Here is a 26287-nt window from a genome sequence, read left to right on the forward strand (position 1 = left end):
TCCCTCAGGGTGCCGGGCCGCTGTGATGTGTGCGGGCCTACTGTTCCTTGTCGCGACGCGTCTTGATCCGGGTCAGGTCCAGGTCGACAGGGAACGGAACAGCCACCTTCATCCGCTCACGGAAGATCCCCACGCTGGCGTACGCGCGGGTGGTCGGCTCCAGCTCGAAGGCGTGCACGGCTGCGCGGCCCTTCTCGTTCTCCACCCGCCAGTAGTGGGGGATCTTCGCGCGGGCGTACTTCAGCGGCTTGGTCTCGCGGTCCCGGGACACGGAGTCGGCCGAGACGACTTCGATGGCCAGGAGGACCGCCTCCGCCGGGAACCGCGTCTGCTCCGAGTCCTCCACCACGTCCCCGCTCACGACGATCACGTCCGGCTCGGGCCGGTTCTGCCGGTCGATGTCGATGGTGAACTCGCGGATGACCTCGAACTGCGCAGGTGCCAGGGACTGGAGCTGCCACTCGAAGAAGCTCACAGCGCGCGAGTGAAAAAGGGTCTGCGGACTCCCGAAGACCAGGCTCCCGTCGATCAGTTCCGTGTGCGGAGGAAGATTCGGGAGGCGGTCCAGGTCGTCGGCGGTCCAGCCGCCTTCCGGCGGGGTCGGCCAAGTGGGCGTGGACGCCTTCGGTGCGACGCTCATCAGTGCTCCCATGGGACGGAGGCTCGCCGGTCCACCCAGACTATCCGCCGGAAACCGGGCAGGTCTGCCACGAACGTATGAACGATGGTCGCGTCCTTGACGCAGGGCTCGCGGAGCGGCCTGTGGATAACTCCGGGACTGTCGGTCGTGGCCCCTATCGTGGACGCAGTGGTCGAGAGACGACGTACGGGGGACATGGCAATGGGTGCGACGGGCGGGATCAGCGTGATGCCAAGGGTGACCGAGACGGCCGGCACAACCGGGGCGGCCGGGAGTGAGGCGGTGGCCGCACTGCGCCGCGTCTTCGGGTACGAGGCCTTCCGCGGTGAACAGGAAGCCGTCATCGATCATGTGGTGGCCGGCGGCGACGCCGTCGTGCTCATGCCGACCGGCGGCGGGAAGTCCCTGTGCTATCAGATTCCGTCCCTGGTCAGACCGGGTACGGGAGTGGTCGTCTCGCCGCTCATCGCGCTCATGCAGGACCAGGTGGACGCGCTGCGGGCGCTCGGCGTGCGCGCCGGGTTCATGAACTCCACGCAGGACTTCGACGAGCGGCGCGTGGTGGAGGCGGAATTTCTGGCCGGCGAGCTGGACCTGCTGTACCTCGCACCGGAGCGACTGCGCCTGGACTCGACCCTCGACCTGCTCTCGCGCGGCAAGATCGCCGTCTTCGCCATCGACGAGGCGCACTGCGTGTCCCAGTGGGGCCACGACTTCCGCCCCGACTACCTGGCCCTCTCGCTGCTCGGTGAGCGCTGGCCGGACGTCCCGCGGATCGCGCTCACCGCGACGGCCACGCACGCGACGCACCAGGAGATCACCCAGCGGCTGAACATGCCGGGCGCCCGGCACTTCGTGGCGAGCTTCGACCGGCCCAACATCCAGTACCGGATCGTGTCCAAGGCGGACCCGAAGAAGCAGCTGCTGAGCTTCCTGCGGGGGGAACACCCGGGCGACGCGGGCATCGTCTACTGCCTGTCGCGCAAGTCCGTGGAGGCGACGGCCGAGTTCCTGACCCGCAACGGCATCGAGGCGGTGCCGTACCACGCGGGCCTGGACGCGGGGACGCGCGCGGCGCACCAGTCCCGCTTCCTGCGTGAGGAGGGCCTGGTCGTGGTCGCGACCATCGCCTTCGGGATGGGCATCGACAAGCCGGACGTGCGGTTCGTCGCCCACCTCGACCTGCCCAAGTCCGTCGAGGGCTATTACCAGGAGACCGGCCGTGCCGGTCGTGACGGGCTGCCCTCCACCGCCTGGATGGCCTACGGCCTCAACGACGTCATTCAGCAGCGCAAACTGATCCAGTCGGGCGAGGGCGACGAGGCGTTCCGGCGCCGGGCCGCATCGCATCTGGACGCGATGCTCGCGCTGTGCGAGACGACCCAGTGCCGGCGGGGCCAACTGCTCGCCTACTTCGGCCAGGACCCCGACCCCGCGGGCTGCGGCAACTGCGACACCTGCCTGACCCCGCCGGAGACCTGGGACGGCACGGTCGCGGCACAGAAGGTGCTGTCGACGGTGGTGCGGCTGCAGCGGGAACGCGGACAGAAGTTCGGGGCGGTGCAGATCGTCGACATCCTGCTGGGGCGGCGCACCGCCAAGGTGATCCAGTTCGACCACGACCAGCTGTCCGTGTTCGGCATCGGCGAGGAGCTGAACGAGGGCGAATGGCGGGGCGTGATCCGGCAGTTGCTCGCGCAGGGACTGCTCGCGGTCGAGGGGGAGTACGGAACGCTCGTGCTGACGGAGGCGAGCGGATCGGTGCTGCGGCGGGAGCGCGAGGTGCCGCTGCGCAAGGAGCCGAAGCAGCCCGCCGCCGCGCGGGCGACGGGTTCGGGCTCCGGGCGGGGGGAGCGCAAGGCGAAGGCCGCGGTGGCCGAGTTGCCGCAGGAGCTGGTCCCGGCCTTCCAGGCGCTCCGGGCCTGGCGTGCCGAGCAGGCTCGGGAGCAGGGGGTCCCGGCCTATGTGATCTTCCATGACGCGACGTTGCGGGAGATCGTGACGGTGTGGCCCCAGTCGGTGCGTGAGCTCGGCGGCGTCGGCGGAGTGGGGGAGAAGAAGCTGGCGACCTACGGAGAGGGAGTGCTGGAGGTCCTGGGCTCGGTGCGAGGCGAGCCCGCGGCCGGGGCCGGTGCCGCCGCGGACCGGGACGCGGATCCGGGCGCGGACGACTGGCCCGAGCTGGAGGCGGAGCCGGAGGAACCGGAGGACTGGGCTTAGCCGGGTCCGCACAGTCCCGTCGTCCGCCCGGGGGCGGGCCACGCGGCGTCCGGTGCGTGCTCCGGGGGCCCGGCCGAAAGGCCGGGGGAGTGCCGGGCGGAGGCCCGCGTACCCGGACGTGCTCGGGGCTTCGCCCGGTGCGGCGAGAGGGCGTGCGGGCGCCGCGGGGCAGGCGGGAGCGCGGTCCGGCGTGCCGCGCCTGCGGCGATGCCGTTCAGGGCCCGAGTGGGCCATGCGGCGGTGGCCCGCGCACGACCGTCAGGCCAACGCCGTCAGTCCCGGCGCGAACGTGATCAGCACGGGGAGCAGCGGCACCAGCGCGGCCAGGGTCGTCGTCAGTGCCCGGTCGCGGCGGCCCAGGCGCGGCGGGGGCTGGAGCAGGCGGTTGACGCGTTCGCCCAGGAGGCGGTGGGTGGAGTCGCAGGACAGAACGCCACGGTGCTGGTTGAGCTCGATCAACGCCAGGGCCGTCGTCAGGTGACCGCAGCGCCGGGACGCGGTGTCGTCTGCGGCCAGTTCGACCAGGCGGTGGGTCTGGTCGCAGAAGTGCGCGAACAAGGGGACGCGGGGGAAGCCGGTGGCAAGCGCGGTGGAAAGGTGCAGCAGCCAGTCGTGGCGGGCTCGGGCGTGGCCACGCTCGTGGGTGAGGACGGCGTCGAGCTGGTGGTCGGTGAGGCGGCGCAGGGCGCCTGTGGTGACGACCAGCTGGGACGGACTGCCCGGCATCCACCAGGCGTCCGGGTACTCGTCCTCCAGGACCAGCAGCGGACCGCGCCCCGAGCCCAGCCCGGCGGGCAGCTCGGGGGCGCGTTCCCGCAGGTGGGCCCTGGTCTGGTCATGGTGCCGGCGCGCCTCGACGAGCTCGCGGACCAGCATCGCCGTCGTCCAGGCGGCACCGCAGGCGAGCAGCAGACCGAGGCCGGCCGTCCAGGGCGGGGTGGCCGAGAGGCCGTACGCCTCGGTCACCGACGGGGGCGCCGGCGCGAACAGTTGGGCGCGCACCGTGCCGAAGACGGCGGCGGTGGCCAGGGCCAGGGCCGTGAGGCAGCACAGCAGGACGGTGGCGACCAGGCACTGCCAGGTCCAGAGGGCGACCACGGGTTCCCGTTCGGGCCAGGTGGCCCGGGTCAGCGCTCGGGGGACGGGTACGGCGGCCGTCAGGGCGAGGATGCTCAGCAGGAGCAGGCAGACGGTCATGCCGGGGGCTCCGGATCCTGGTCAGGGAAGGTGCGGGGTCGGCTGTGCGGGGTGGTGGGCCGCGAGGGACGGCTGCGGCGCGTTTCCCACCGCCAGCCAGTATGACGGTGACCCTCGCGGGAGTCAGCCAGAAAGACGCCCCGAATGCAGCCTGCGCAGGCGTTCAGCGGTCCGTCCGGCAGCTCACCGCTGCCGCGAAACAGCAGGCGGAGGCTGTGTGTTGACCAGGTCACGGGCCAGGGCGCCCGGAGTCCGGGAGAGCGGGGTCCTCGGCGTGCGAACGGACGGGCCCCCGGCGTGGGAACGGACGGGCCGCCCGGCTTCCGAGTGGGCCGGAGCCCCGGATTCCGGGCGGGGGGCCGCAACGTGCGCATGGGCGCCCCGGCCGCCGCGGGGAGCCCCCGGCATCACCCCGCCACGATCCGCCCCGTGACCTCGCCCAGCCCCACCCGGACCCCGCCCGGCCCCGGAGCCCAGGCGGACATCGTCACCACGTCGCCGTCCTCCAGGAACGTCCGCTTGCCGTCCGGCAGCTCCAGGGGATCCCGGCCGTTCCACGTCAGCTCCAGCAGAGACCCGCGCTCGCGTTCGGTCGGGCCGCTCACCGTGCCCGAGCCAAACAGGTCGCCCGTGCGCAGGGAAGCCCCGTTCACGGTCATGTGGGCCAGTTGCTGGGCGGCCGTCCAGTACATGGAGGAGAAGGGAGGTTCCGAGATCACATGGCCGTTGACGGCCACCGAGATACGCAGGTCGTAGCCACCGGGTTCTGTCTCGGAACCCGAGTCGTCCAGGTACGGCAGCAGCGGGTGGGTGCGCTCGGGCGGTGCCACGCGCGCATCCTCCAGGGCGTCGAGGGGGGTGATCCACGCCGACACCGACGTGGCGAAGGACTTGCCGAGGAACGGGCCAAGGGGGACGTACTCCCACGCCTGGATGTCACGAGCCGACCAGTCGTTGAGCAGGCACAGACCGAAGACGTGCTCCCGGAAGTCGCCCAGTGCCACCGGCCTGCCCATCGGAGACGGTGTGCCGACCACGAAGCCGACCTCGGCCTCGATGTCCAGGCGGACCGACGGGCCGAAGACCGGAGCCGCGTCAGTGGGCGCCTTGCGCTGGCCGGACGGCCGTACGACATCCGTGCCGGACACGACGACCGTGCCCGCACGGCCGTGATAACCGATCGGCAGGTGCTTCCAGTTGGGGGTCAGGGAGTCCGCCGCGTCGGGGCGGAAGATCTGGCCGACGTTCCGGGCGTGGTTCTCGGAGGCGTAGAAGTCGACGTAGTCCGCGACCTCGAAGGGGAGGTGCAACGAGACCGACGACAGCGGATGGAAGAACTCCGTGATGGCCTCCTGGTGCGCCGGCACCGTCACCCAGGCTGTCAGCGCGCGCCGGACGTCCGACCAGGTGGTGGGGCCCGCGGCGAGCAGAGGGTTCAGCGAGTCCTGTGCCAGCAGTGGGGCGTACGGCGAGCCGAGTGCGTGGGCCGCCCCGCCCGCGTCGAGGACGTGGTCGCCGAGCCGGACGCCGACCCGGCGTGCGGCGTCCGAGCCGGGGAGGGAGAAGACGCCGTACGGAAGGTTGTGCGTACCGAAGGGGTCGCCCTCGGGGAGATCGAAGGGGGGCATGGGGTCGTGCCTCACTCTCATCCGCTCCGTGTGCCATGTGGTCGGGCCACACGTTACGTGTGAGGCACCCCTCTTGGGCAGTGCCGATTTTCGCGTCGCCGGTCGTGAATCACCAGGTCGCCGCACACGGCGCCGGGCTTCGGGGGATCCGCGGCGGCCGATGTGCCGCCGGTTCGTCATGACCGGCGAGAGCGGTCCGGTCTGCCGCAGGGCTGAATGCCGGCCAGATCGACGGGTGCGGCGCCTGTGCGCGCACGGCCACACGGCCGACCTGCGCAAGGCGGGGACGAGCGACGAGCGGACCGATGCCGTCTCGGCGTGGCGGGAGGCGCCCGGGTTCACCGACGCCGAGCGGGCCGCACTGCGGCTGACCGAGGCGATGACGAGGCTCGCGGACCGTTCGCACGAGTCGCTTCCGCAGGAGCTGTGGATCGAAGTGGCCTACCACTGCGACGAGAAGGAGCCGACCACTTCGAAGAGAAGGAGTTGTCAGCGCTGATCCTCACCATCTCCGTCTCCAACATGTTCAACCGCATCAACACCACGATCAACGAGCCGGCGGGCACCACGTGGGGGTGAAATCGCAGCAAGGGGAAGGAAGTTGTCGCACGGGAACAGAAACGGAAAAAGAAGGGGGAGTGGCTGGGAAACCGGAACAGGTGTCAACACATGTGAACACAGCAGCCGTCCGGTTCACGTCGAGTCGACGGGGCGTCCTGTCCGTATTCTCTGATCATGGCCGCACCTATCGCATATTCACTCATCGCCACTGACCTCGACGGGACCCTGCTCCGAGGCGACGACACGCACTCGGACCGGTCCGTCGACGCGCTTGCGCTGGCGGCGGCGGCCGGTGCCCAGCACCTCGTCGTGACCGGGCGGCCGGCGCCAAGGGTGCGGCCGCTCCTCGACGCCCTGGGCAGTACGGGGCTCGCGGTGTGCGGGCAGGGTGCGCAGTTGTACGACGCCGGATCGGACCGGCTGCTGTGGTCCATCACCCTGGACCGGGAGTTGGCGGAGACCGCGCTCGGCAAGATCGAGGCGGAGGTGGGGCAGGTGTACGCGGCCGTCGACCAGGACGGGGTAGACGGGCTCACGCTCATCGAGCCCGGCTATCTGATGCCCCACCCGACTTTGCCCGCGGTGCGGGTCGGGCGTCGCGAGGACCTGTGGTGCGAGCCGATCAGCAAGGTGCTGCTGCGTCATCCGACCTTGTCGGACGACGAGTTGGCGGCCACGGCGCGGGCGGTGGTCGGTTCTCTCGCCACCGTCACCATGTCGGGGCCGGGGACCGTCGAACTCCAGCCATGCGGCGTCACCAAGGCGACCGGTCTCGCGCTCGCCGCCGACCATCTCGGCCTGGGCGCGCACGAGACCATCGCCTTCGGTGACATGCCCAATGACATCCCCATGTTCGACTGGGCCGCCCACGGTGTCGCGATGGCCAACGCCCACCCCGAACTCAAGGCGGTGGCCGACGAGATCACCCTCTCGAACGAGGACGACGGCATCGCCGTCGTCCTTGAGCGGCTGTTCGTGGGGAGCCTGGCCGACTTCGCCCAGTAGGCAGTAGGCAGTAGGCCCGGCCCCGGGCGGGGGCCGGGCCGTCCGCGGTCTAGTAGGGCCCGTTCACGTTGTCGATCGAGCCGTACCGCGCGGCCGCGTAGTTGCACGCGGCGGTGATGTTCGCGACCGGGTCGAAGGGGTCGTACGCCGTGCCCGGCACGTGGTACGCCGCGAAGGTCGGGTCGATGACCTGCAGGAGGCCCTTGGACGGGGTGCCCGCCACGGCGTTGGAGTCCCAGTTGTTGATGGCGGCCGGGTTGCCGGACGACTCACGCAGGATGTTGCGGTGAATGCCCTCGTAGGAACCCGGAATTCCCTTTTGCGCCATGATGTCCAGCGCTTCGCGGATCCAGCCGTCCAGGTTGTCGGGGTACGTCTTGGCGGCGGCCTGGGTGGCGCGGGCCACGCTGGACTTCTTGGCCGGCGCGGACGCCTTGTCCGCCGTCTTGCCCGGCACCTTGGTGGCCCGGACCTTCAGGTCGAGGCCCGGGTGGATCAGCCGGGGGTTGTCGCCGATGGCCTCGCGGTTGTCCTTGTAGAGCTGGCGCCAGCCGCCCTGCGCGTCGTACCGCTCCGCGATGCCGTAGAGCGAGTCGCCCTTCTTCGTGGTGTACGTGAGGGTCTTGGCCTTCACGGCGGACGGCGCGGACTGAGGTGCCGTCTGCAGGGTGCTGGGGACCTTGGCCGGCTCGGCGGCGGTGGCGTTGGTCGCGCTCAGCAGCGGGAGGGCGAGGGCGGCGGTTCCGGTTCCGGCGGCGACGACGCGTCGGGTGAGCGGGTTGGTACGGGGGCGGCGGTGCTTGCCTCGGGGCATGGCGCTGTTCCTCTCCGGTGCCTGCGAGGTGAGCTGTCGGGTTCGGGCGGGAGATGCCCGGCGTGCCGCCCTGGGACGGCACGACTTCACCCCAGCCGGGCCCGTGCCATCGAGGCGTCGGGTCCGGCGACTTACCTGGGTCCCCCGCTCCTGCCGTGCGTGAATGAGTGCGTAGGTGGCTGACTCGGGCGGCGGCAGGATTCGGCGTCCGCCCGACTGAGCGGGAACGTATGCGAGAGCACATGTCGGGAACAAGTGCCGTGGTCACTTGTTGGGCGGGTTGACCATGATCGGACACCTATGGGGCGCTTGATCCTTTGCGGTTGCCAAGCCTCAACTTGCGTGTGTTGCAAGGGGACGCGGGGTGGGGGTGATCGACCGGGATGAGGGTGGCGCGTGACTCAACTCACTGGTCTCCACAAGAGCGGCAAATCGGGCAATGGATCCAACTCGCCCTCAAATGACCGTATCTGGAGTCCGTTTTTCCCGTGTGCGGCGGAAAAGGGAGCCTTCGTGCCGTCTTGTGTTACGCACCCGGATGGGCCGACCCCGTGTCAACACGTGGAAGGTCCGGCTCACTTCACGCGCAAGGGCTGGCTCGCATCGAACTCGCGGCCGTGTCGGGTGTGGGACGGAACCTCGGACGCGGTGCGTGTCGTTGTCATGGTGATCGTCCGTGGTTCCTGTCCTGCTGTGGGTACTCGACGGGTGTCGGCGCGGGCCCGCCCGGAGGGGCGTCTCGAAGGGGGAGGGATGTGCGGATGTGCGCGAGGGTGAATCTCGCCGGGGTGACGGACGGCGCTTCGATTCGGCATGTCCATGACGGCATGGAAGGCTTCGCGTGCGTGGCGCTCGCGCCGGTCGAGGGGTTCCCGTGTCGCGGCCGCGTCAGGATTGTGGATGCTATTTACCTATAAGGGGATAGGTATCCGGCCTTATCGGGTGATCAAAAACATACCGGTCGTGATCCGATACCGCCCATGGTGGACGGGTGGGCGGCATCGGTGATCGAAACGTGACCGGATACGCTGACTTGAGTGATGGCAGCGACCTATCGACAAACCGTGTAACCGCCAGCAGACACCAGCAGACAGGAGACCCCTCGTGACCGTCGTCGGGCCGTTCGGGCTGAGCGTGCGGGACCAGGCTCTGGAAGCCGATGTCCAGGCCGGATTGGCGGCTGTCGAGGAGGGATTGCTCGAAGCCACCAAGAGTGAGGTCCCCTTCATCACCGAGGCCGCCCAGCACCTGGTACGGGCGGGCGGAAAGCGGTTCCGGCCGCTGCTCGTGATGCTCGCCGCCCAGTTCGGGGACCCCGATGCGCCGGGGATCGTGCCGTCGGCCGTGGTCGTGGAGCTGACGCACCTGGCGACGCTGTACCACGACGACGTCATGGACGAGGCCGCTGTGCGGCGCGGCGTGGACAGCGCGAACACGCGCTGGGGCAACTCCGTCGCCGTCCTGACCGGGGACTTCCTGTTCGCGCGGGCCTCGCACATCCTGGCCGACCTCGGGCCCGAGGCGGTGCGGGTGCAGGCCGAGGCGTTCGAGCGGCTGGTCACCGGGCAGATCCTGGAGACGGCGGGGCCGCAGGACGGGCGGGATCCGGTCGAGCACTACCTGGATGTGCTGAGCGGCAAGACCGGCTCGCTGGTGGCGGTGTCGTGCCGGTTCGGGGCGATGATGTCAGGCGCCGACGATACGGTCGTCGATGTGCTCACCCAGTACGGGGAGCGGCTCGGGGTCGCCTTCCAGCTGGCGGACGACGTGCTGGACATCGCGAGCGACTCCCACGAGTCGGGCAAGACGCCAGGGACGGATCTCCGGGAGGGGATCCCGACCATGCCGGTGCTGCGGCTGCGGGAGCGGGCCGAGCGCCTCGGGCTCGCCGAGGACGTCGCCCTGTGCGAGCTGCTGGCCTCCGACCTGAGTGACGACGTGCGGCATGCCGAAGCGCTGTCCGCGTTGCGGGTGCATCCGGCGCTTGAGCAGGCGCGCCGGGACACGGTGCGGTACGCGGAGGAGGCCAGGGCCGCGCTGGCTCCGTTGCCCGACCTGGACGCCAAGGCCGCGCTGACGGAGTTGTGCGACGCCGTGGTGCATCGGGCCGGATAGCCGACCGCCGGACCTCGCCGCGACCCCTCGCGCACGGGTCGCGGACCTCGGACGCGGGCAACGGTCGCGGACCTCGGACGCGGGCAACGGTCGCGGACCCCGGTCGCGGCAGCCCTCGCCGTATGTGACTCGCCTCACGCGCCGGTGTGCGTATCCAGGAGACCATCCCGAGAAACCGGTGGTCCCGCCGTCGCGGTGGTGGCCGCCCTCGCCGCCGACCGCCCCCGTGCGCATCGTCACGCGTCCACCAGGGCGCCGACGCCGCCCACGGTGAACGCTCCCGCTCCCCTCAAGACCCCGTGGGCCGACCCGACTTCCCCTACGCCGGCCTCGCCGATGCGGCGGTCGAACGCCCTGCCCGGGCGAGTGCGACCTGAAGGTGACGCGGTCCCGCGTGCCGCACGCCGGGCGAACCGCGGCAATCGGCGGCACACACGCCGGGGTCTTCTCCCTCGACCCCTACGGGTCGGGGGAGACGCCGCCGCCGGCTGTCATACCGCAGGTGTACGCGGAGTTGGCTCCGCAGGCTGACGAATCGCCCTGGCCGATTTGGTCAGATGGAACCACGGACAACACCACTCCTCACCGATTCGGGTGAGAATGGCGGCTCAGGGGTGGATCTGCGCGGGGTCGCAAGACTCCCGGGCGAGGAAACGAGACGGACAGCCGCCGCCGACGACGGAGGTAAGGCACACATGGCACCGTACGCATCCGACGACAGTACGACCGGCGGGGAGGCCGACGACCTGCGCGTGGGGCGGCGCAGGGCCGCGCGGTACGTCGTTCCCGTCACGGTGGTGGGCGTCGCGGCGGCGACCATCGGGCTGGTACCGGCGCTCGCCGACTCCGGCGACCCGGACCTGCCGAAGATCACCGCGCAGCAACTCGTCGAGAAGATCGCGAAGTCGGACGTGCAGCAGCTGTCCGGCACCGTGAAGATCAGCACCGATCTGGGCCTGCCGGACCTCGGTGGCCTGGAGTCGAGCCTCGCCTCCGGCGCCATGGGTTCGGAATCGGGTGACGGATCGTCCGCCGATCCCTCGGTCAAGCTCACCGAACTCGTGTCCGGCACCCACACGCTGCGGGTCGCCGCCGACGGCCCGGACCGGCAGAAGCTCTCCCTGCTGGAGAAGGCATCGGAGTACAGCCTCATCCACAACGGCAAGGACGTCTGGGGCTACGACAGCAGGTCGAACGAGGTCTTCCACGGCACCGCCGACGAGCCGCAGGCCCACAAGGAGCGGTCCGAGAAGGTCCCGGCGACACCCAAGGACCTCACCGAGGAGGCGCTGAAGGCGGTCGACGACACCACGTCCGTCACCGTCGACGGCACCGCCCAGGTCGCGGGCCGGGACGCGTACCGGCTGCTCATCAAGCCGAAGCAGTCCGGGACCACGGTCGGCGCGATCACGGTCGCCGTGGACGCCAGGACGGGCATGCCGCTGAAGTTCACGCTGACTCCGGCCGGCGGCGGCGCGGCCGTGATCGACGCGGGCTTCACCCAGGTCAGCTTCGCCAAGCCGGCCGCTTCCACCTTCGACTTCACGCCGCCCAAGGGCGCGAAGGTGACCGAGGAGGGCGAGCTGAAGGGGGCGGCCGGTGAGCACGGCGGCCCGAAGTCCGAGGAGCAGTTCCGCAAGGAGCTCGACAAGGAGTTCGGCGGCCCGAAGTCCGAGGGCGGGCACGGCAAGGCCTCCGACGGTCCCGAGGTCATCGGCGAGGGCTGGAACTCCGTGGCCGTCTTCGACACCGGCGGCGAGGGCGTTCCCTCCGGTTCCGAGGTCGGTGGCGACATGGGCGGCTTCCTCGACTCCCTGGGCGACAAGGTCACCGGCGACTTCGGCTCGGGCACGGTCTTCAAGACCCGCCTCATCAACGCCCTCATCACGGACGACGGCAAGGTCTACGTCGGCGCGGTCGACAAGGACGCCCTGGTGAAGGCGGCCGACTCGGCCGAGTGACCCGGGCCGGGCGTCCCGCGCGGCCATGAACCGAGGAGCCTGAGGAGCCCATGGAGGAACTGCCCGCCGCGCAGACCGGCGAGGCCGGTGAGGCCGACCCGGCTGGGGAAGCCGACCCGGCCGGGGAAGCCGACCCGGCCGGGGAAGCCGATCCGGCCGGGGAAGCCGGACCGGCCGCGCGGGCCAGGCATGGCGTTCAGGCCGGACAGGGCGGCGAGGAGGACGGCCCCGGCACGGTGATCGCCACCCGCGCGCTCACCAAGCGCTACCGCGGCGGGCAGCTCGCCGTGGACGGTCTCGATCTGACCGTCCCGGCGGGCAGCGTCTTCGGCTTCCTCGGGCCGAACGGCTCCGGCAAGACCACCACCATCCGCATGCTCATGGGCCTCATCGAGCCGACCTCCGGTACCGCGCGCGTGCTGGGGCAGCCCATGCCGCAATCCGCGCGCACCGTACTGCCGCACGTCGGCGCGCTCATCGAGGGGCCCGCCCTGTACGGCTTCCTCTCCGGCCGCGACAACCTCATGCGTTACGACGCCGCCGACCCGACCGCCGATCCGCGCACCCGGCGCACCCGCGTCGCGGCCGCGCTGGATCGGGTGGGCCTGGCGGCCGCCGCGGGCAAGAAGGCCAGGGCGTACTCGCTCGGCATGAAACAGCGGCTGGGGCTCGCGGCCGCGCTGCTCCAACCGCGCCGGCTCCTCGTCCTCGACGAGCCGACCAACGGCCTCGATCCCCAGGGCATGCGGGAGATCCGCTCGCTGGTGCGGGAGTTGGCCTCCGACGGCACGACCGTCTTCCTCTCCTCCCACCTCCTGGACGAGATCGAGCAGGTGTGCACGCACGCGGCCGTGATGGCGCAGGGCCGGCTGATCACCCAGGGCGCGGTGGCGGAGCTGGCGGCCGGGATGCGCGGCCGGCTCGTCGTGACCACGCCCGACGTCGCGGACGCGGCCCGGGTGCTGAAGGAGCAGGGCGCCGGTGACGTCGTCGTCGAGGAGGAACGGGTGACCGCGGAGCCGCCCGACCGCGATCCGGCCGAGCTCAACGCCGCACTGGTGTCGGCGGGCGTCCGCGTCCGCGGCTTCGGTGTGGAACGGGCCTCCCTGGAGGACGCGTTCGTGGCACTCACGGGGGAGGGGTTCGATGTCGCGGGCTGAAACGGCCGACGAACCTCGTCCGCCGACGCGCGGGCCCAGCCGGTTGTGGACCTTCGGCCTACTGCGCAGCGAGCTCCTCACCACCTTCCGGCGCTGGCGCACTCTCGCGCTGCTCGCGGTCCTGGCGGGTGTGCCGATCCTGGTCGGGATCGCCGTGAAGATCGAAACGGGCGACGGCGGGTCGATGGGAGGCGGTGGCCCGCAGGGCGGTGGCCCGGCGTTCATCTCGCAGATCACGAACAACGGCCTGTTCCTGGTGTTCACCGCCCTGGCCGCGACGCTTCCGTTCTTCCTGCCGATGGCGATCGGTGTCGTCGCGGGCGACGCGATAGCGGGCGAGGCGAACGCGGGCACCCTGCGCTATCTCCTCGTGGCCCCCGCCGGCCGTACCCGCCTGCTTCTCACCAAGTACGCGACCACGATGGCCTTCTGCCTGGTCGCGACCCTCGTGGTCGCCGTCTCGGCGCTCACCGTCGGGGCGCTGCTCTTCCCTCTCGGAGACCTGACGACCATCTCCGGCACCCGGATCAGCTTCGCGGAGGGGCTGGGCAGAGCCCTGCTCATCGCCCTGGTCGTCGCCACGTCACTCATAGGCGTGGCAGCGCTCGGCCTGTTCGTCTCGACGATGACCAACAGCGGCATCGCGGCGATGGCGACGACCGTGGGCCTGTTGATCACCGTCCAGATCCTCGACCAGATCCCGCAGCTGCACGCGATCCAGCCGTACTTCTTCTCCCACTACTGGCTGTCCTTCGCCGACCTCATGCGCGACCCCGTCTACTGGGACGACCTGGTCAAGAACCTCGGTGTGCAGGCCCTCTACGCGGCGGTGTTCGGTTCGGCGGCGTGGGCGCGGTTCACGGCGAAGGACATCACGGCATAGGGCCTGGCGTTCGGATCACGCCGGCGTCGCGGGGCGCGGCACGCTCCGGCCGGAAGGCACCGTCCGTCTCGGCCGACCTGATCCGAACGACGGACCGGGTGTGCCGTCCGACCGGCGTCAGTCGGTCTCGTACGGGAAGCGGGCGAGCGGCGCCTCCTGGGCGAAGAAGGTCTTCGCGCGGGCCAGGGCCTCGGTGTCGTTCAGTACGTCACCGGGCTTGCTGCCGTTGCCCAGCAGCACTCCGCCGAAGCGCATCCCCAGGTACGCGGCGGAGTTGTTGAGCGTGCCGACCAGCGGGTCGGCGACCTCCTGCTCCTCGTGCGCGAGCGCGGTGACGCCCCACAGGGTGCGCCCGGCCATGGTCGCCTTGAAGTCGACGCCGGGCGTGCGCAGCCAGCCCGACCAGTGGTCCAGGTAGCGCTTGACGTGGGCGGACACCGAGTACCAGTACAGCGGCGAGGCGATCACGACGTCCGTCGCGGCGAGCGTGGCGTCGAGCAGCAGTGCCACCTCGCCCTGCGTCGGGCGCACATGGTCGCTGTCGTGCCGCAGGTCCTCGAAGTCCGGCAGCGGATGCGCGGCCAGGTCGATCCACTGCTGCTCGACATTCTCGGGCAGCTGCTCGGCGGCCCTGCGGGCGAGCAACTCGGTGTTGCCGTCGGAGCGGCTGCTGCCGAGGACGAACAGGAAGCGGCGGGTCATGGGTCCCCCAAACAGTCGCCCCGGCATGGGGCCACATCGGTCGGCGTACGACAATTAATCGCACGTGCATTATATGCGTACGCATGTAGTTGTCCAGGGCCCGATCTGCCGCTCGGCCTCTTGCGCCACCCTGAGCAGCAGCGACTCGGCCCCGTGCCGCGCCACCAACTGCAGTCCGACCGGACACCCGTCCGGGCCCAGTCCCGCCGGGATGCTGATCGCCGGATGCCCGCTCAGGTTGAACGCCCAGGTGAGCGCGGTGGAATACCGGTCGCCGGGACCTGCGTGGCCATGCGGCCCGGTGGGGGCGGTCGGTGTCAGCAGCAGGTCGGCATCGGCGAAGAGGGCGGCGAGGCGGCTGTCGTTCGCGGCCCGGATGCGGTGGGCGGGGGCGGTGTCGGCACCCGGGGTCCGCAGGGACAGCCAGGCGGGGGCCGGGTCGTGGAGGCGGAGCGGGCCGTCGGGGCGCACGAGCCGCAACGTGCCCGCGTCGGCGAGACGGGCGGCGGCGAAACGTGCGACTGCGACGACGGCCGGGTCGGGGGAGTCGAAGCCGAGGTCGGGGGACCACACGGCGGTGGAGACGGCGTACTCCCCGGGCGCCTCGGAGGGCGCACCCGCCCCGTGCCGGTGTCCTCCGGGCACCCCGTCCTGACCGGCTCTCAGCGCGTGTCCCTGACGGGCCCCGGGACTCGTTCCCGGCTCTGGCTCCCCTTCCGGGCGAGCCTCGGACATCACCTGCCAGTAAGCCGCCGCATCCCGCACGCGCCGCGCCAGTACCCCGGGTGCCATGAGGCCCGTACGGTCGGTCGACGGCAACCGCCCGTTCGTCACCTTCAGTCCGACGACCCCGCACCACGCCGCCGGGATCCGCACCGACCCGGCCCCGTCGCTCCCGGTGGCGAGCGGTACCAGGCCCGCCGCCACCGCCGCCGCGGAGCCCGCCGAGGAACCGCCCGGCGTACGGTCGTGCCGCCAGGGGTTGACCGTACGGCCGTGTCGGCCGAGCCCCCAGGTCTGCCAGGGGGTTCCCGGCCCCGGAACGGAGGTCGCCCCCACGGCCACGCACCCCGCCGCCAGCAGCGGACCGGCCGTACGCGACCCGTGCCGCCCCTTGACCCCGATCGGCACACCGGCCAGCGGCAGGCGCTCGCCCGCGGCGACCCGGGCGTCCACCTCGCCGGCTCGCTCGATCGCCTCCTCGCCCCACACTTCGACGAAGGCGCACAGGACGGGGTCGGTGCGCCGGATCCGTTCCAGGGCCGCCGCGACCACGTCGACGGCGCCCAGTGTCCGCGAGCGCACGGCAGCGGCGATCTCCCAGGCCGACAGGGCGGCAGGGTCGGGGGGCGGCTCGGTCGTCATGGGGAAGATTCTCCGCGACGGCCCCCGCCGGGGCGGCCGGCTCGGGCCTTCATCCCGGCCCCGGGGCGCCCGGATCGGCCCTACTGCCCGGGCTCCGGGGCGCTCGGATCGGCCCTACTTCCCGGGCCCCGGGGCGCCCGGCTCGGCCCTACTGCCCGGCTCCGGGGAGCGTGGCTCAGGTTCTCTTCCCGGCCCCCCGGGGAAGAGCCTCGGGCCCCACCGCCGAACCACCGGCCTCAGCGAGAACGCCCCGTCAACCGCGCCAGCACGTCCGCCTCCCGCGGCGGCTGTCCACCGAGATCACCGAGCCGCCACGCAGGCACCCACGGCACCCGGTACACATCGATGGCCGCCTCGATCACCTTGACGCGCTCGGCGAGCGGACGCGGAAGCCGGCCCGGCGCGTCCGCCACCAGGACCACGGCATCGAGGTCGAGCCCGTGCGGCGCCTGCCCGCGCCGGAAGACCTCCAGGGCGCCCAGGACGGCATCCAGTCCGGCCGCGTGCGTACGGGCCACCAGCAGCACGGACTGCGGATCGGCGGGTCCCGGCCAGTCCCGTCCGCAGTCCTGGCCGCCGTAGACCGAGGCGAGGGTGGTGACACCTGCCCCGCCGTGGGCGCCGACCCAGGAGAAGCGTCGAGGTGCTTCGGCGGCCCGGGAGGGTGCCGGCTCCTCCGGCAAGGCCACCGGCCCGCGGATCCAGATCTCCGGGCCAGGATCCGGCCGCCCCTGTCGTACGCGCATGTCCGTGCGCATGCCCGCACACCTCACTCTCACGCCACCGATCTTCGCGTCAGGCATGAGAACGCCGTGACGTGGCACAAGCTCCTGGAACGAGTCTGTGACGCCGTGGTGACGTCCGCGGCGCGCGCGACCAGGGAGACTCGACAGCAGGTGTACGACGTGTCCGGCCGGTGCCACCGGATCCGGCCGTCGGGGATCGGAGCTGTACGGCGGGTGGGGCACCATGGGACCCCCGACGCGCTGTCCGTGCGAACCCCGACGCATGCGAGTGAGGGAAGCGATGTCTCTACTCAGCCGCGCGATGAAGCGGGAACACAAGCGCGCCGCGGCCCCGGCGGCCCCCGCGACCGCGCCGATCGACGTGCGTGTGCCTGCCGCCGGCCCGGGCGCGGGCGGCGCGTCCGTCGGCGGCGTCCCGGTCACCGCGGCTCCCGGTGAGGAGATCCAGCACGCCGTACTGACCCACCTCCAGCGCATCGCCGTCGCCTGCGGCCACCCCGTGCACGCCACGATCCGCGACGAGCGCATCGGCTATGTGGTCCCGCTCCGGGTGGACGCGGACGGCTCCAGCCGCTACACCGCCGACCCGGTACGGACGGCACCGCCCGAGGGGACGGTCCCGCCGGGAGGCGACGCACCCGTATCGCCCGCGTCCGCCGAAGTCACCGCGGCGTCCGCGGCGTCCTCGGCGCCGTATCGCGACAGGCCCACACATCGGCTGCGCCCCCTGCCGGGCCCGGAGGAGGACGGCTCGCCCACCTTCCGGCTGCGTACGACACGGCAGCCGGCGCGGGACGCGATGCCCGGCTCGACCGCACCGCCGCTGGGCGAGTTCGGCCCGCCGCCCCTGATGGACGCAGGGCCGCAGTCGGCCGAAGTCCCGCCCGCCGATCCGGTGGCGGCGCAGGACCCGGTGGCGGCCGCAGGGCCGATTGAGGTCCCAGGCTCGGTGGCGGCCGCAGGGCTGGTTGGGGCCCCCGGCCCGTTCCCGGCCGCGGAGCCGGTTGCGTCCCGCGGCCCGTCCCCGGCCCCGGAGTCGGTTGCGTCCCGCGGCCCGTCCCCGGCCCCCGCGCCCTTCCCGGAACCCGGCCCGATCCCGGCCTTCGAACCCGCCCCCGTCTCCGACATCGACCCCGACCCCGAGCCCACGCCACCCCGAGGCTTCGACGCCGTGGCCGAGGCCGTGCTCGGGGACGCGCCCGGCGCCGCCGACGCCTCCCCCTTCGCCGCGCACATCGTCGGGATCAACGAGGCCGTGGCGCAGGGCCGTACCGCGGAGGCGGCGGAAAGGGCGGAACGAGCCGTCGCGGAGGCGTCCGCCGTGCTGGGGCCGGAACACCCCGAGGTGCTCCGGATGCGTGAACTGGCCGCGTACATCGCCTACCTGGCGGGAGAGCCGGCGTACGCCTTCCGGCTCTCCCTCGACGTGGCCCGCACCCACCACCGCGCCCGGGCCACGGAGGCGGCGTACAGCAGCATCCACGGCGCGGCAACGGCCTGGCGTGCCGTACGCGACCCGGGCCTGGGGCTCGACCTGGGCCGGGACCTGCTCGGGTTGTGGACCGACCTGGCGGCCGGGGGCGGCCCGGCCGCCGAGGACGTCGAGGAGCTGGAGTCGGTCCGCGCCCGGATGGACCGCCTCGCCGCCCGTGCCGCCAGGCCGGTCGGGCCGCCTGCCGGTTGACGCGCCCGGTCACCGGTCGGACCACCTGGTCACCGGTCGGAACGCCCGGTCGCCGGCACGGGGCAGCGGTTCACCGGTCGGGGTACGAGATCACCGGTCGGGGTACGAGATCACCGTTAGAACCGGCGTCCTATTCCGACAGTTTCCACACCGCGTGCGCGACGGCGTCGCTGTTCCGGTCCAGCGCCGTGTCGTTGATGTTGGACGTCGTGTCGCAGGACGAGTGGTAGCAGCGGTCGAACGCCTGTCCGGCCGTACCGCCCCACTTGGCCACCTGTGCCGCGGTCTTGGTCCGGCTCGCGCCCGTGAACAGCCCGCCCACCGGCACGCCCGCGCTCTTGAACGGAGCGTGGTCGGAGCGGCCGTCCCCCTCGGTCTCGATCTCGGTCGGGACACCGAGGCCGGCGAAGTAGTCCTTGAAGGTCTTCTCGATCGCGGGGTCGTCGTCGTAGACGAAGTAACCGGCGTTGCGCGAGCCGATCATGTCGAAGTTCAGATAGCCGCTGATCTTGGCTCGGTTGGCGGCGGAGAGGTTGTTGACGTAGTACCGGGAGCCGACGAGCCCCAGCTCCTCCGCGCCCCACCAGGCGAACCGCAGATGCTTGGTGGGATGGTGTCCGGCCCGTGACACGGCGAGCGCGGTCTCCAGGACGGCCGCGGAGCCGGAGCCGTTGTCGTTGATGCCGGGACCGGACGAGACGCTGTCGAGGTGCGATCCGGCCATGACGACCTGGTTGGTGTCGCCGCCGGGCCAGTCGGCGATCAGGTTGTAGCCCGTTCTGCCGGAGGACGTGAACTGCTGGACGGTCGTGGTGTATCCGGCCGCGTCCAGCTTGGCCTTCACATAGTCGAGGGAGGCCTTGTAGCCGGGACGGCCGTGCGCCCGGTTGCCGCCGTTGGCGGAGGCGATCGACTGCAGCTGGGTGAGGTGGGCCTTGACGCTCGCCAGGGATATGTCGGGAGCGGCGGCCGCCGAGGGCGCGGGAGCCGCTCCGGCTATGGATCCGCCGGTGAGCAGCACAGCGGCGGCGACGGTACCCGACGCCAGCGCGCGCCCGGAGAAGGGGAGCTTCATGTGGGGGGCTCCGAATTCCAGGGGGATCCCCGCGGGGTGGCCGCGGGCATCCACGGTGAATGGGTGCCTGGATGGTGGAGCCACTGCTGACTCTTCGTCAAGAGTTGTGTAATGGCCAGGAATTCACATGAGGAAGAGCGTGGCGGACGTCGGGCGCCCGGCCCGGCGCATCTCACTGCACGCAGAATTCGTTTCCCTCCGGATCCGCGAGCACGACCCACTCCCCGCCCGGCTCCTTCACCCGCCGCAGCACGCTCGCTCCCAGCCCCTCCAAGCGCTCGACCTCCGCCTCGCGTTCCCCTGCCGCCGCGTGCAGGTCCAGATGGAGCCGGTTCTTGACGCTCTTCGCCTCCGGCACCCGCTGGAACAGCAGCCGACGGCCCAGCCCGGTGCCGCTGTCCTTGTCGTACGGGTCGTCCGGATGCCGTACCGCGACCAGGTCACGGAAGGCGAGACGGGCGTGGAACTCGACGACGGCCTCCCGCGGCAGCGCACCGAGTTCCAGCAGCCGCTCGATCAGGGCGTTGTTGTCCTCGACCGCGTAGTGCAGCGCCGCGGCCCAGAAGTCCGCCTGCGACTGGGGGTTGGCGCAGTCGATGACGAGCTTCCAGTGGAGGGGGGCCGAAGTCGCGTCGGGTGTCTGAGTCATGCGACCACTCATATGGGGTTCGTGAGGGAGCCGCAACGAGAATCGCCGGTCCCGTCAGCGAGGACGCCCCGGTCTCAGGCGTCCACCACGGCGGACACCGGCTTCTCGACCTGAGGAGTGCTCAAACCCGCCACCCTGCTGCGCCGCGCGGCGCGCCACGCGTCCGCTGTCAGGAGCGTCAACGCCAGCCAGACCAGCGCGAACCCGGCCCACCTCTCGGCAGGCATCGCCTCGCGGAAGTACAGGACGCCGAGCAGGAACTGGAAGACCGGCGCCAGGTACTGCAGCAGTCCCAGGGTCGACAGCGGCACCCGTATCGCGGCCGCGCCGAAGCACACGAGCGGCAGGGCGGTGACGACGCCGGTGGCAGCGAGCAGCGCCGCATGCCCCGGGCCCTGCGAGGCGAAGGTCGACTCCCCCTGCGTCGCCAGCCACCCCAGGTACGCCAGGGCGGGCAGGAACTGGATCGCGGTCTCCGCGGCCAGCGATTCGAAGCCGCCGAGGTTGACCTTCTTCTTCACCAGGCCGTACGTGGCGAAGGAGAAGGCGAGCACCAGGGAGATCCACGGCGGCCGGCCGTATCCGACGGTCAGCACGATCACCGCCGCGAGCCCGACCCCGACGGCCGCCCACTGCGCGGGCCGCAGCCGTTCCTTGAGGAGCAGGACGCCCATGGCGATGGTGACGAGCGGATTGATGAAGTACCCGAGTGAGGCCTCCACCACATGGCCCGTGTTCACGGACCAGATGTACAGGCCCCAGTTGACGGTGATCACGGCCGCGGCCACGGCGACGAGCGCCAGCCGCCGCGGTTGGCGTATCAACTCGCCCGCCCAGGACCAGCGCCGCACGACGGCCAGCGCGACCGCCACCACGACCAGCGACCAGGTCATCCGATGGGCGAGGATCTCGATGGCTCCGGCGGGCTTGAGCAGGGGCCAGAAGAGGGGGACGAGCCCCCACATCCCGTAGGCCGCGATGCCGTTCAGCAGTCCCGCACGCCGCTCGCCCTGTGACTTCCCGGCCACGGCCCCTCCCTTTCCGCGCTGATCCCGCCGCGCTCGCACGGCGGCACGCTCGACGGTAACGCCGAAAGCCCCCGTGTGTCATGCCCGTATCGGCATACGGTCATGACACGTCGGGGGCGGGGCGTCCGAGGGCCGGCGACGGGCGCCGACCCGGGGCTAGCTGCAGGAACGCCGAGTCTCAGTTCTTGAGCGCGGTCGCGATCGCCTCCGCCATCGGGGTCGTCGGACGACCGGTCAGGCGGGACAGGTCACCACTGTCGATGACCAGCTCACCCTTCGCGATGGAGGCGTCCACGCCGGCCAGGATCGCGGCGAGCGGCTCGGGCACCCCCGCGCCGGTCAGGATGCCGGAGAAGGCCTCGACGGAGACGGCGTTGTCGGTGATCTTCCTACCGGTCTGCCGGCTCAGCTCGGCCGCGTACTCGGCGAAGCTCCAGGCGATGTCACCGCCCAGCTCGTACGTCTTGTTCTCATGGCCCTCACCGGTCAGTACGGCCACGGCGGCGGCCGCGTAGTCGGCGCGGGACGCGGAGGAGACACGGCCCTCGCCGGCGGCGTGGGTGACCGCGTCGTACTGCAGGACCGGGGCGAGGTTCTCGGTGTAGTTCTCGTGGTACCAGCTGTTGCGCAGCAGCGCGTACGGCAGGCCCGACTCCTTCAGGGCCTTCTCGGTGTCCCGGTGGTCGTCGGCGAGGGCGGCGGTCAGGCTGCCGGGGGCGCTGGTGTAGGCGAGCAGGGCGACGCCGGCGGCCTTGGCGGCGTCGATGACGACCTGGTGCTGCCCGACGCGGCCCTTGTCGAACTCGTTGCCGGATATGAGCAGCACCTTGTCACCGGCTGCGAACAGTCCCTCGAAGCTCGCGGGGGTGTTGTAGTCGGCGGTGGCGATCCTCACGCCGCGCTCGGCGAACCCGGTGGCCTTCTCGGGACTGCGTACGACGGCGGTGACCTGGTCGGCCGGAACCTTCTCCAGCAGCTGCTCCACGACATGGCGGCCCAGGTTTCCGGTGGCTCCGGTGACGACGATGCTCATGGTCAGTACTCCTAGCGGGTGGACGAAGCACTAACGCTAGAAGGTGCGCTAACTATTGGAAAGTACCCACTTTGAAGTAAGGTACTGGCATGACGGTAAGTGGCGTGGATGGCAGGACTACGGACAAGTACGCCCTCGGCGAGGGAATGTGCCCGCACCGGCAGGTCCTGGAGCACGTGACCAGCCGCTGGGGCGTCCTCGTCCTGATCGAACTCCTGGAGCGCCCCTACCGGTTCAGCGAACTGCGCCGCGCGATCGGCCGGGTGACCGAGAAGATGCTGACCCAGACGCTGCAGACGTTGGAGCGGGACGGCCTGGTCGACCGCGACGCCAAGCCCGTGATCCCGCCGCGCGTCGACTACTCCCTGACCGAGCTCGGCCGCGAGGCGGCGGAACAGGTACGCGAGCTGGCGCTGTGGACCGAGCGGCGGATGGCGCAGGTGCAGAGGTCGCGGGAGGCCTACGACGCGCGCAGGAGCGGCTCCTGAACGGTGCGGGCCCGCAGTCGAGGCAGCTCGCACAAGCCCGGGTGCCGAACGGCACCCGGGCTCCCACCTCTGTCGAAGGGGCCGGTCAGCCGACGACCGTCCAGGTGTCCCCGCCCGCCAGCAGCGTGGCCAGGTCCCCCTTGCCGTTCTGCTCGATCGCCGAGTCCAGCTGGTCCGCCATCTGGGTGTCGTACACCGGGCGGTCCACCGCTCTGAGCACGCCGATCGGGGTGTGGTGCAGGGTGTCCGGATCGGCGAGCCGGGACAGGGCGAAGGCCGTGGTCGAGGACGCGGAGTGGGCGTCGTGGACGAGGATCTGCGACTCGTTCTCCGGGGTCACCGTGACGATCTTCAGGTCACCGGTCTGCGGATCACGAACCACGCCCCGCGCGCCGTCCGCGCCGAAGCGGATCTGCTGCCCGTGCTCCAGGCGGATCACCGCCTCCTCGGCCTGCTGCTTGTCCTTGAGGACCTCGAAGGCGCCGTCGTTGAAGATGTTGCAGTTCTGGTAGATCTCGATCAGCGCCGTGCCCCGGTGGGCGGCCGCCTGGCGCAGGACCTCGGTGAGGTGCTTGCGGTCGGAGTCCACCGTGCGGGCCACGAAGGACGCCTCCGCGCCGATCGCGAGGGACACCGGGTTGAAGGGCGCGTCCAGCGAACCCATCGGCGTCGACTTGGTGATCTTGCCGACCTCGGAGGTCGGGGAGTACTGCCCCTTCGTCAGCCCGTAGATCCGGTTGTTGAACAGCAGGATCTTGAGGTTGACGTTGCGCCGCAGGGCGTGGATCAGATGATTGCCACCGATCGACAGCGCGTCGCCGTCGCCCGTGACCACCCACACGCTCAGATCCCGCCGCGACGCGGCGAGGCCGGTCGCGATCGCCGGGGCGCGCCCGTGGATGGAGTGCATTCCGTACGTGTTCATGTAGTACGGGAAGCGCGACGAACAGCCGATGCCCGAGACGAAGACGATGTTCTCCCTGGCCAGGCCCAGCTCCGGCATGAAGCCCTGGACCGCGGCGAGGATCGCGTAGTCACCGCAGCCGGGGCACCAGCGCACTTCCTGATCGGACTTGAAGTCCTTCATGGACTGGCGGGCCTCGGCCTTGGGGACGAGCGAGAGCGCCTCGATCGTGCCCGTGCCTTCCGTGGACGTCTCAGCCATCGATGGCCTCCTTGAGCGCCTTGGCGAGCTGTTCCGCCTTGAACGGCATGCCGTTGACCTGGTTGTACGAGTGGGCGTCCACCAGGTACTTCGCCCGGACCAGAGTGGCGAGCTGGCCGAGGTTCATCTCGGGGATCACCACCTTCTCGTAGCGTCCGAGTACCACGCCCAGGTTGCGCGGGAACGGGTTCAGATGGCGCAGATGCGCCTGGGCGATCGACTCGCCCGCGTTGCGCAGGCGGCGGACCGCGGCGGTGATCGGGCCGTACGTCGATCCCCAGCCCAGCACGAGCGTCTTCGCCCCGTGCGGGTCGTCGACCTCGACGTCCGGGACGTCGATACCGTCGATCTTGGCCTGGCGGGTGCGGACCATGAAGTCGTGGTTGGCGGGGGCGTAGGAGATGTTGCCCGTGCCGTCCTCCTTCTCGATCCCCCCGATCCGGTGCTCCAGACCCGGCGTGCCCGGCACCGCCCACGGCCGGGCGAGGGTCTGCGGGTCCCTCTTGTACGGCCAGAAGACCTCGCTGCCGTCCTCAAGTGTGTGGTTCGGTCCCTGCGCGAACTGCACGGTCAGGTCCGGCAGCTCGTCCAGCTCCGGGATCCGCCAGGGTTCCGAGCCGTTGGCCAGGTAGCCGTCGGAGAGCAGCATCACCGGAGTGCGGTACGTCAGCGCGATCCGCGCCGCCTCCAGCGCGGCGTCGAAGCAGTCCGCCGGGGTGTGGGGGGCGACGATCGGCACCGGCGCCTCCCCGTTGCGGCCGTACATCGCCTGGAGCAGGTCCGCCTGCTCGGTCTTGGTCGGCAGGCCGGTCGAGGGTCCGCCGCGCTGGATGTCCACGATCAGCAGCGGCAGCTCAAGCGAGACGGCGAGCCCGATGGTCTCCGACTTCAGGGCCACGCCGGGGCCGGACGTCGTGGTCACGGCGAGCGAGCCGCCGAAGGCCGCGCCCAGCGCCGCGCCGATGCCGGCGATCTCGTCCTCGGCCTGGAAGGTCCGTACGCCGAAGTTCTTGTGCCGGCTCAGCTCGTGCAGGATGTCCGAGGCCGGGGTGATCGGGTACGAGCCCAGGAACAGCGGCAGGTCCGCCTGGTGAGACGCCGCGATCAGCCCGTAGGACAGGGCGAGGTTCCCGGAGATGTTCCGGTAGGTGCCGACCGGGAAGGCCGTGGTCGCCGGGGCGATCTCGTACGAGACGGCGAAGTCCTCGGTCGTCTCGCCGAAGTTCCAGCCCGCGTGGAAGGCGGCGATGTTGGCGGCCGCGATGTCCGGCTTCTTGGCGAACTTCGACTTCAGGAACTTCTCGGTGCCCTCGGTCGGCCGGTGGTACATCCAGCTCAGCAGGCCCAGGGCGAACATGTTCTTGCTGCGCTCGGCCTCCTTGCGGGTGAGGTCGAACTCCTTCAGTGCCTCCACCGTCAGGGTGGTCAACGGCACGGGGTGCAGGCTGTAGCCGTCGAGTGAGCCGTCCTCCAGAGGCGAGGTGTCGTAGCCCACCTTCTGCATCGCCCGCTTGGTGAACTCGTCCGTGTTGACGATGATCTCCGCGCCGCGCGGCAGGTCGGCGATGTTGGCCTTCAGGGCCGCCGGGTTCATCGCGACCAGCACGTTCGGCGCGTCACCGGGCGTCAGGATGTCGTGGTCGGCGAAGTGCAGCTGGAAGGAGGACACGCCCGGCAGGGTTCCGGCGGGGGCGCGGATCTCGGCCGGGAAGTTCGGCAGGGTGGACAGATCGTTGCCGAAGGACGCCGTTTCCGAGGTGAAGCGGTCGCCGGTGAGCTGCATACCGTCGCCCGAGTCCCCCGCGAAACGAATGATCACCCGGTCCAGCCGGCGGACGTCCTTCGTCCCCACCGGTTTGCGCTGCTCTCCCACGACGGCTTCGTCGGCCTGCTCCGCTGGGCTACTGACCTGGCTGGTCACTGAACTGGACCTCCCTAGAGGCGGTGTCTGGGCATGGCCTTCCCGCAAGCCTTCCCAGGATCAACCCTACGTCCGCAAAGGTCGCCCTCCCCGGGCCATTCGCATGACGGACATGGATCCGAGACGTTCCCCCGACCTGACTTGTCATGATCTACGCCCCCCGGCGCTCCTTGGAGAGACGCTCCCTGCGCGGGGTTCGGTTGCCGTCCCCGTCCGCGATCGGCGGACGGGGTGCGACCGCCACGGG

22 protein-coding genes and 1 riboswitch are annotated in these 26287 nt (G+C 71.1%); of the genes, 9 read left to right on the forward strand and 13 right to left on the reverse strand.

Going from position 1 to position 26287, the window contains the following annotated elements; translation table 11 throughout:
• Positions 1–37: 37 nt before the first annotated feature.
• Entirely contained in the window at positions 38–640 is a 603-nt protein-coding gene (locus ACWCPI_RS05925; RefSeq protein WP_451036947.1) for a Uma2 family endonuclease, read from the reverse strand.
• Positions 641–841: 201 nt separating this feature from the next.
• Between ACWCPI_RS05925 and recQ the strand changes: the two genes are divergently transcribed.
• Positions 842–2860: a DNA helicase RecQ gene (gene recQ / locus ACWCPI_RS05930; protein ID WP_451036948.1), complete on the forward strand. Its 2019-nt coding sequence runs from the start codon at positions 842–844 to the stop codon at positions 2858–2860.
• Positions 2861–3118: 258 nt separating this feature from the next.
• Here the strand turns inward: recQ and ACWCPI_RS05935 are convergent, their stop codons facing one another.
• Entirely contained in the window at positions 3119–4057 is a 939-nt protein-coding gene (locus ACWCPI_RS05935) for a M56 family metallopeptidase (RefSeq protein ID WP_451036949.1), read from the reverse strand.
• A 407-nt stretch (positions 4058–4464) separates the two neighbouring features.
• Positions 4465–5685 (reverse strand): fumarylacetoacetase, encoded by a 1221-nt coding sequence (fahA, locus tag ACWCPI_RS05940; protein WP_451036950.1) that lies wholly within the window; start codon positions 5683–5685, stop codon positions 4465–4467.
• A gap of 235 nt (positions 5686–5920) precedes the next feature.
• Here fahA and ACWCPI_RS05945 point away from each other — a divergent pair, with 235 nt between their 5' ends.
• Together ACWCPI_RS05945 and ACWCPI_RS05950 are read left to right on the forward strand one after the other, a co-directional pair.
• Positions 5921–6184 carry a carboxymuconolactone decarboxylase family protein gene (locus ACWCPI_RS05945; RefSeq protein WP_451036951.1) on the forward strand — a complete coding sequence of 88 codons (264 nt, stop codon included), beginning with the start codon at positions 5921–5923 and terminating at the stop codon, positions 6182–6184.
• 236 nt (positions 6185–6420) lie between these two features.
• Entirely contained in the window at positions 6421–7251 is an 831-nt protein-coding gene (locus ACWCPI_RS05950; RefSeq protein WP_388809815.1) for an HAD family hydrolase, read from the forward strand.
• Positions 7252–7300: 49 nt separating this feature from the next.
• Here ACWCPI_RS05950 and ACWCPI_RS05955 read toward each other — a convergent pair whose 3' ends face one another.
• Entirely contained in the window at positions 7301–8065 is a 765-nt protein-coding gene (locus tag ACWCPI_RS05955; RefSeq protein WP_451036952.1) for a transglycosylase SLT domain-containing protein, read from the reverse strand.
• Between the two features lie 5 nt (positions 8066–8070).
• A riboswitch (cyclic di-AMP (ydaO/yuaA leader) is annotated at positions 8071–8245 on the reverse strand.
• Positions 8246–9169: 924 nt separating this feature from the next.
• On the opposite strand from ACWCPI_RS05955, the gene ACWCPI_RS05960 reads away from it, so the two are divergent.
• From ACWCPI_RS05960 to ACWCPI_RS05975, 4 genes are all read left to right on the forward strand, one after another.
• Positions 9170–10180 carry a polyprenyl synthetase family protein gene (locus tag ACWCPI_RS05960; protein WP_451036953.1) on the forward strand — a complete coding sequence of 337 codons (1011 nt, stop codon included), beginning with the start codon at positions 9170–9172 and terminating at the stop codon, positions 10178–10180.
• Positions 10181–10875: 695 nt separating this feature from the next.
• Positions 10876–12141: a LolA family protein gene (locus ACWCPI_RS05965; protein WP_451036954.1), complete on the forward strand. Its 1266-nt coding sequence runs from the start codon at positions 10876–10878 to the stop codon at positions 12139–12141.
• A gap of 50 nt (positions 12142–12191) precedes the next feature.
• Complete coding sequence (locus ACWCPI_RS05970) at positions 12192–13301, forward strand: ATP-binding cassette domain-containing protein (protein ID WP_451036955.1); 1110 nt, start codon at positions 12192–12194, stop codon at positions 13299–13301.
• A complete protein-coding gene (locus ACWCPI_RS05975; protein ID WP_451036956.1) occupies positions 13288–14184 on the forward strand; it encodes an ABC transporter permease in 897 nt (298 codons plus the stop codon). The genes ACWCPI_RS05970 and ACWCPI_RS05975 overlap by 14 nt, the downstream gene beginning before the upstream one ends.
• A gap of 117 nt (positions 14185–14301) precedes the next feature.
• On the opposite strand, the gene ACWCPI_RS05980 is transcribed toward ACWCPI_RS05975, so the two are convergent.
• From ACWCPI_RS05980 to ACWCPI_RS05990, 3 genes are all read right to left on the reverse strand, one after another.
• Positions 14302–14886: a flavodoxin family protein gene (locus ACWCPI_RS05980; protein ID WP_451036957.1), complete on the reverse strand. Its 585-nt coding sequence runs from the start codon at positions 14884–14886 to the stop codon at positions 14302–14304.
• A gap of 69 nt (positions 14887–14955) precedes the next feature.
• Positions 14956–16251 carry an amidase gene (locus ACWCPI_RS05985; protein ID WP_451036958.1) on the reverse strand — a complete coding sequence of 432 codons (1296 nt, stop codon included), beginning with the start codon at positions 16249–16251 and terminating at the stop codon, positions 14956–14958.
• A 236-nt stretch (positions 16252–16487) separates the two neighbouring features.
• The gene (locus ACWCPI_RS05990) at positions 16488–17009 is read right to left on the reverse strand and encodes a DUF6668 family protein (protein ID WP_451036959.1); all 522 of its coding nucleotides are present in this window, start codon (positions 17007–17009) and stop codon (positions 16488–16490) included.
• A 268-nt stretch (positions 17010–17277) separates the two neighbouring features.
• Here ACWCPI_RS05990 and ACWCPI_RS05995 point away from each other — a divergent pair, with 268 nt between their 5' ends.
• On the forward strand, positions 17278–18681 hold the full coding sequence (locus tag ACWCPI_RS05995; RefSeq protein ID WP_451036960.1) for a tetratricopeptide repeat protein: 1404 nt from the start codon (positions 17278–17280) through the stop codon (positions 18679–18681).
• A 130-nt stretch (positions 18682–18811) separates the two neighbouring features.
• On the opposite strand, the gene ACWCPI_RS06000 is transcribed toward ACWCPI_RS05995, so the two are convergent.
• The 4 genes from ACWCPI_RS06000 to ACWCPI_RS06015 all read right to left on the reverse strand — a co-directional run bounded on the left by ACWCPI_RS06000 (position 18812) and on the right by ACWCPI_RS06015 (position 22466).
• Positions 18812–19756: a M28 family metallopeptidase gene (locus tag ACWCPI_RS06000; protein WP_451036961.1), complete on the reverse strand. Its 945-nt coding sequence runs from the start codon at positions 19754–19756 to the stop codon at positions 18812–18814.
• Between the two features lie 172 nt (positions 19757–19928).
• Positions 19929–20405 carry a VOC family protein gene (locus ACWCPI_RS06005; RefSeq protein ID WP_451036962.1) on the reverse strand — a complete coding sequence of 159 codons (477 nt, stop codon included), beginning with the start codon at positions 20403–20405 and terminating at the stop codon, positions 19929–19931.
• 74 nt (positions 20406–20479) lie between these two features.
• Positions 20480–21433 (reverse strand): EamA family transporter RarD, encoded by a 954-nt coding sequence (rarD, locus tag ACWCPI_RS06010; RefSeq protein ID WP_451036963.1) that lies wholly within the window; start codon positions 21431–21433, stop codon positions 20480–20482.
• A gap of 178 nt (positions 21434–21611) precedes the next feature.
• Positions 21612–22466, reverse strand: a complete 855-nt coding sequence (locus ACWCPI_RS06015) for an SDR family oxidoreductase (RefSeq protein WP_451036964.1) — start codon at positions 22464–22466, stop codon at positions 21612–21614.
• Positions 22467–22555: 89 nt separating this feature from the next.
• Here ACWCPI_RS06015 and ACWCPI_RS06020 point away from each other — a divergent pair, with 89 nt between their 5' ends.
• Positions 22556–22954, forward strand: a complete 399-nt coding sequence (locus ACWCPI_RS06020; protein ID WP_451036965.1) for a winged helix-turn-helix transcriptional regulator — start codon at positions 22556–22558, stop codon at positions 22952–22954.
• A gap of 85 nt (positions 22955–23039) precedes the next feature.
• On the opposite strand, the gene ACWCPI_RS06025 is transcribed toward ACWCPI_RS06020, so the two are convergent.
• Positions 23040–24119, reverse strand: coding sequence for a 2-oxoacid:ferredoxin oxidoreductase subunit beta (locus ACWCPI_RS06025; protein WP_451036966.1), 1080 nt, complete (start codon positions 24117–24119; stop codon positions 23040–23042).
• Positions 24112–26040: a 2-oxoacid:acceptor oxidoreductase subunit alpha gene (locus ACWCPI_RS06030; protein ID WP_451036967.1), complete on the reverse strand. Its 1929-nt coding sequence runs from the start codon at positions 26038–26040 to the stop codon at positions 24112–24114. Before ACWCPI_RS06030 ends, ACWCPI_RS06025 begins: the two co-directional genes overlap by 8 nt.
• Between the last annotated feature and the right edge of the window lie 247 nt (positions 26041–26287).

The sequence above is a fragment of the Streptomyces sp. NPDC001920 genome (assembly GCF_053594495.1).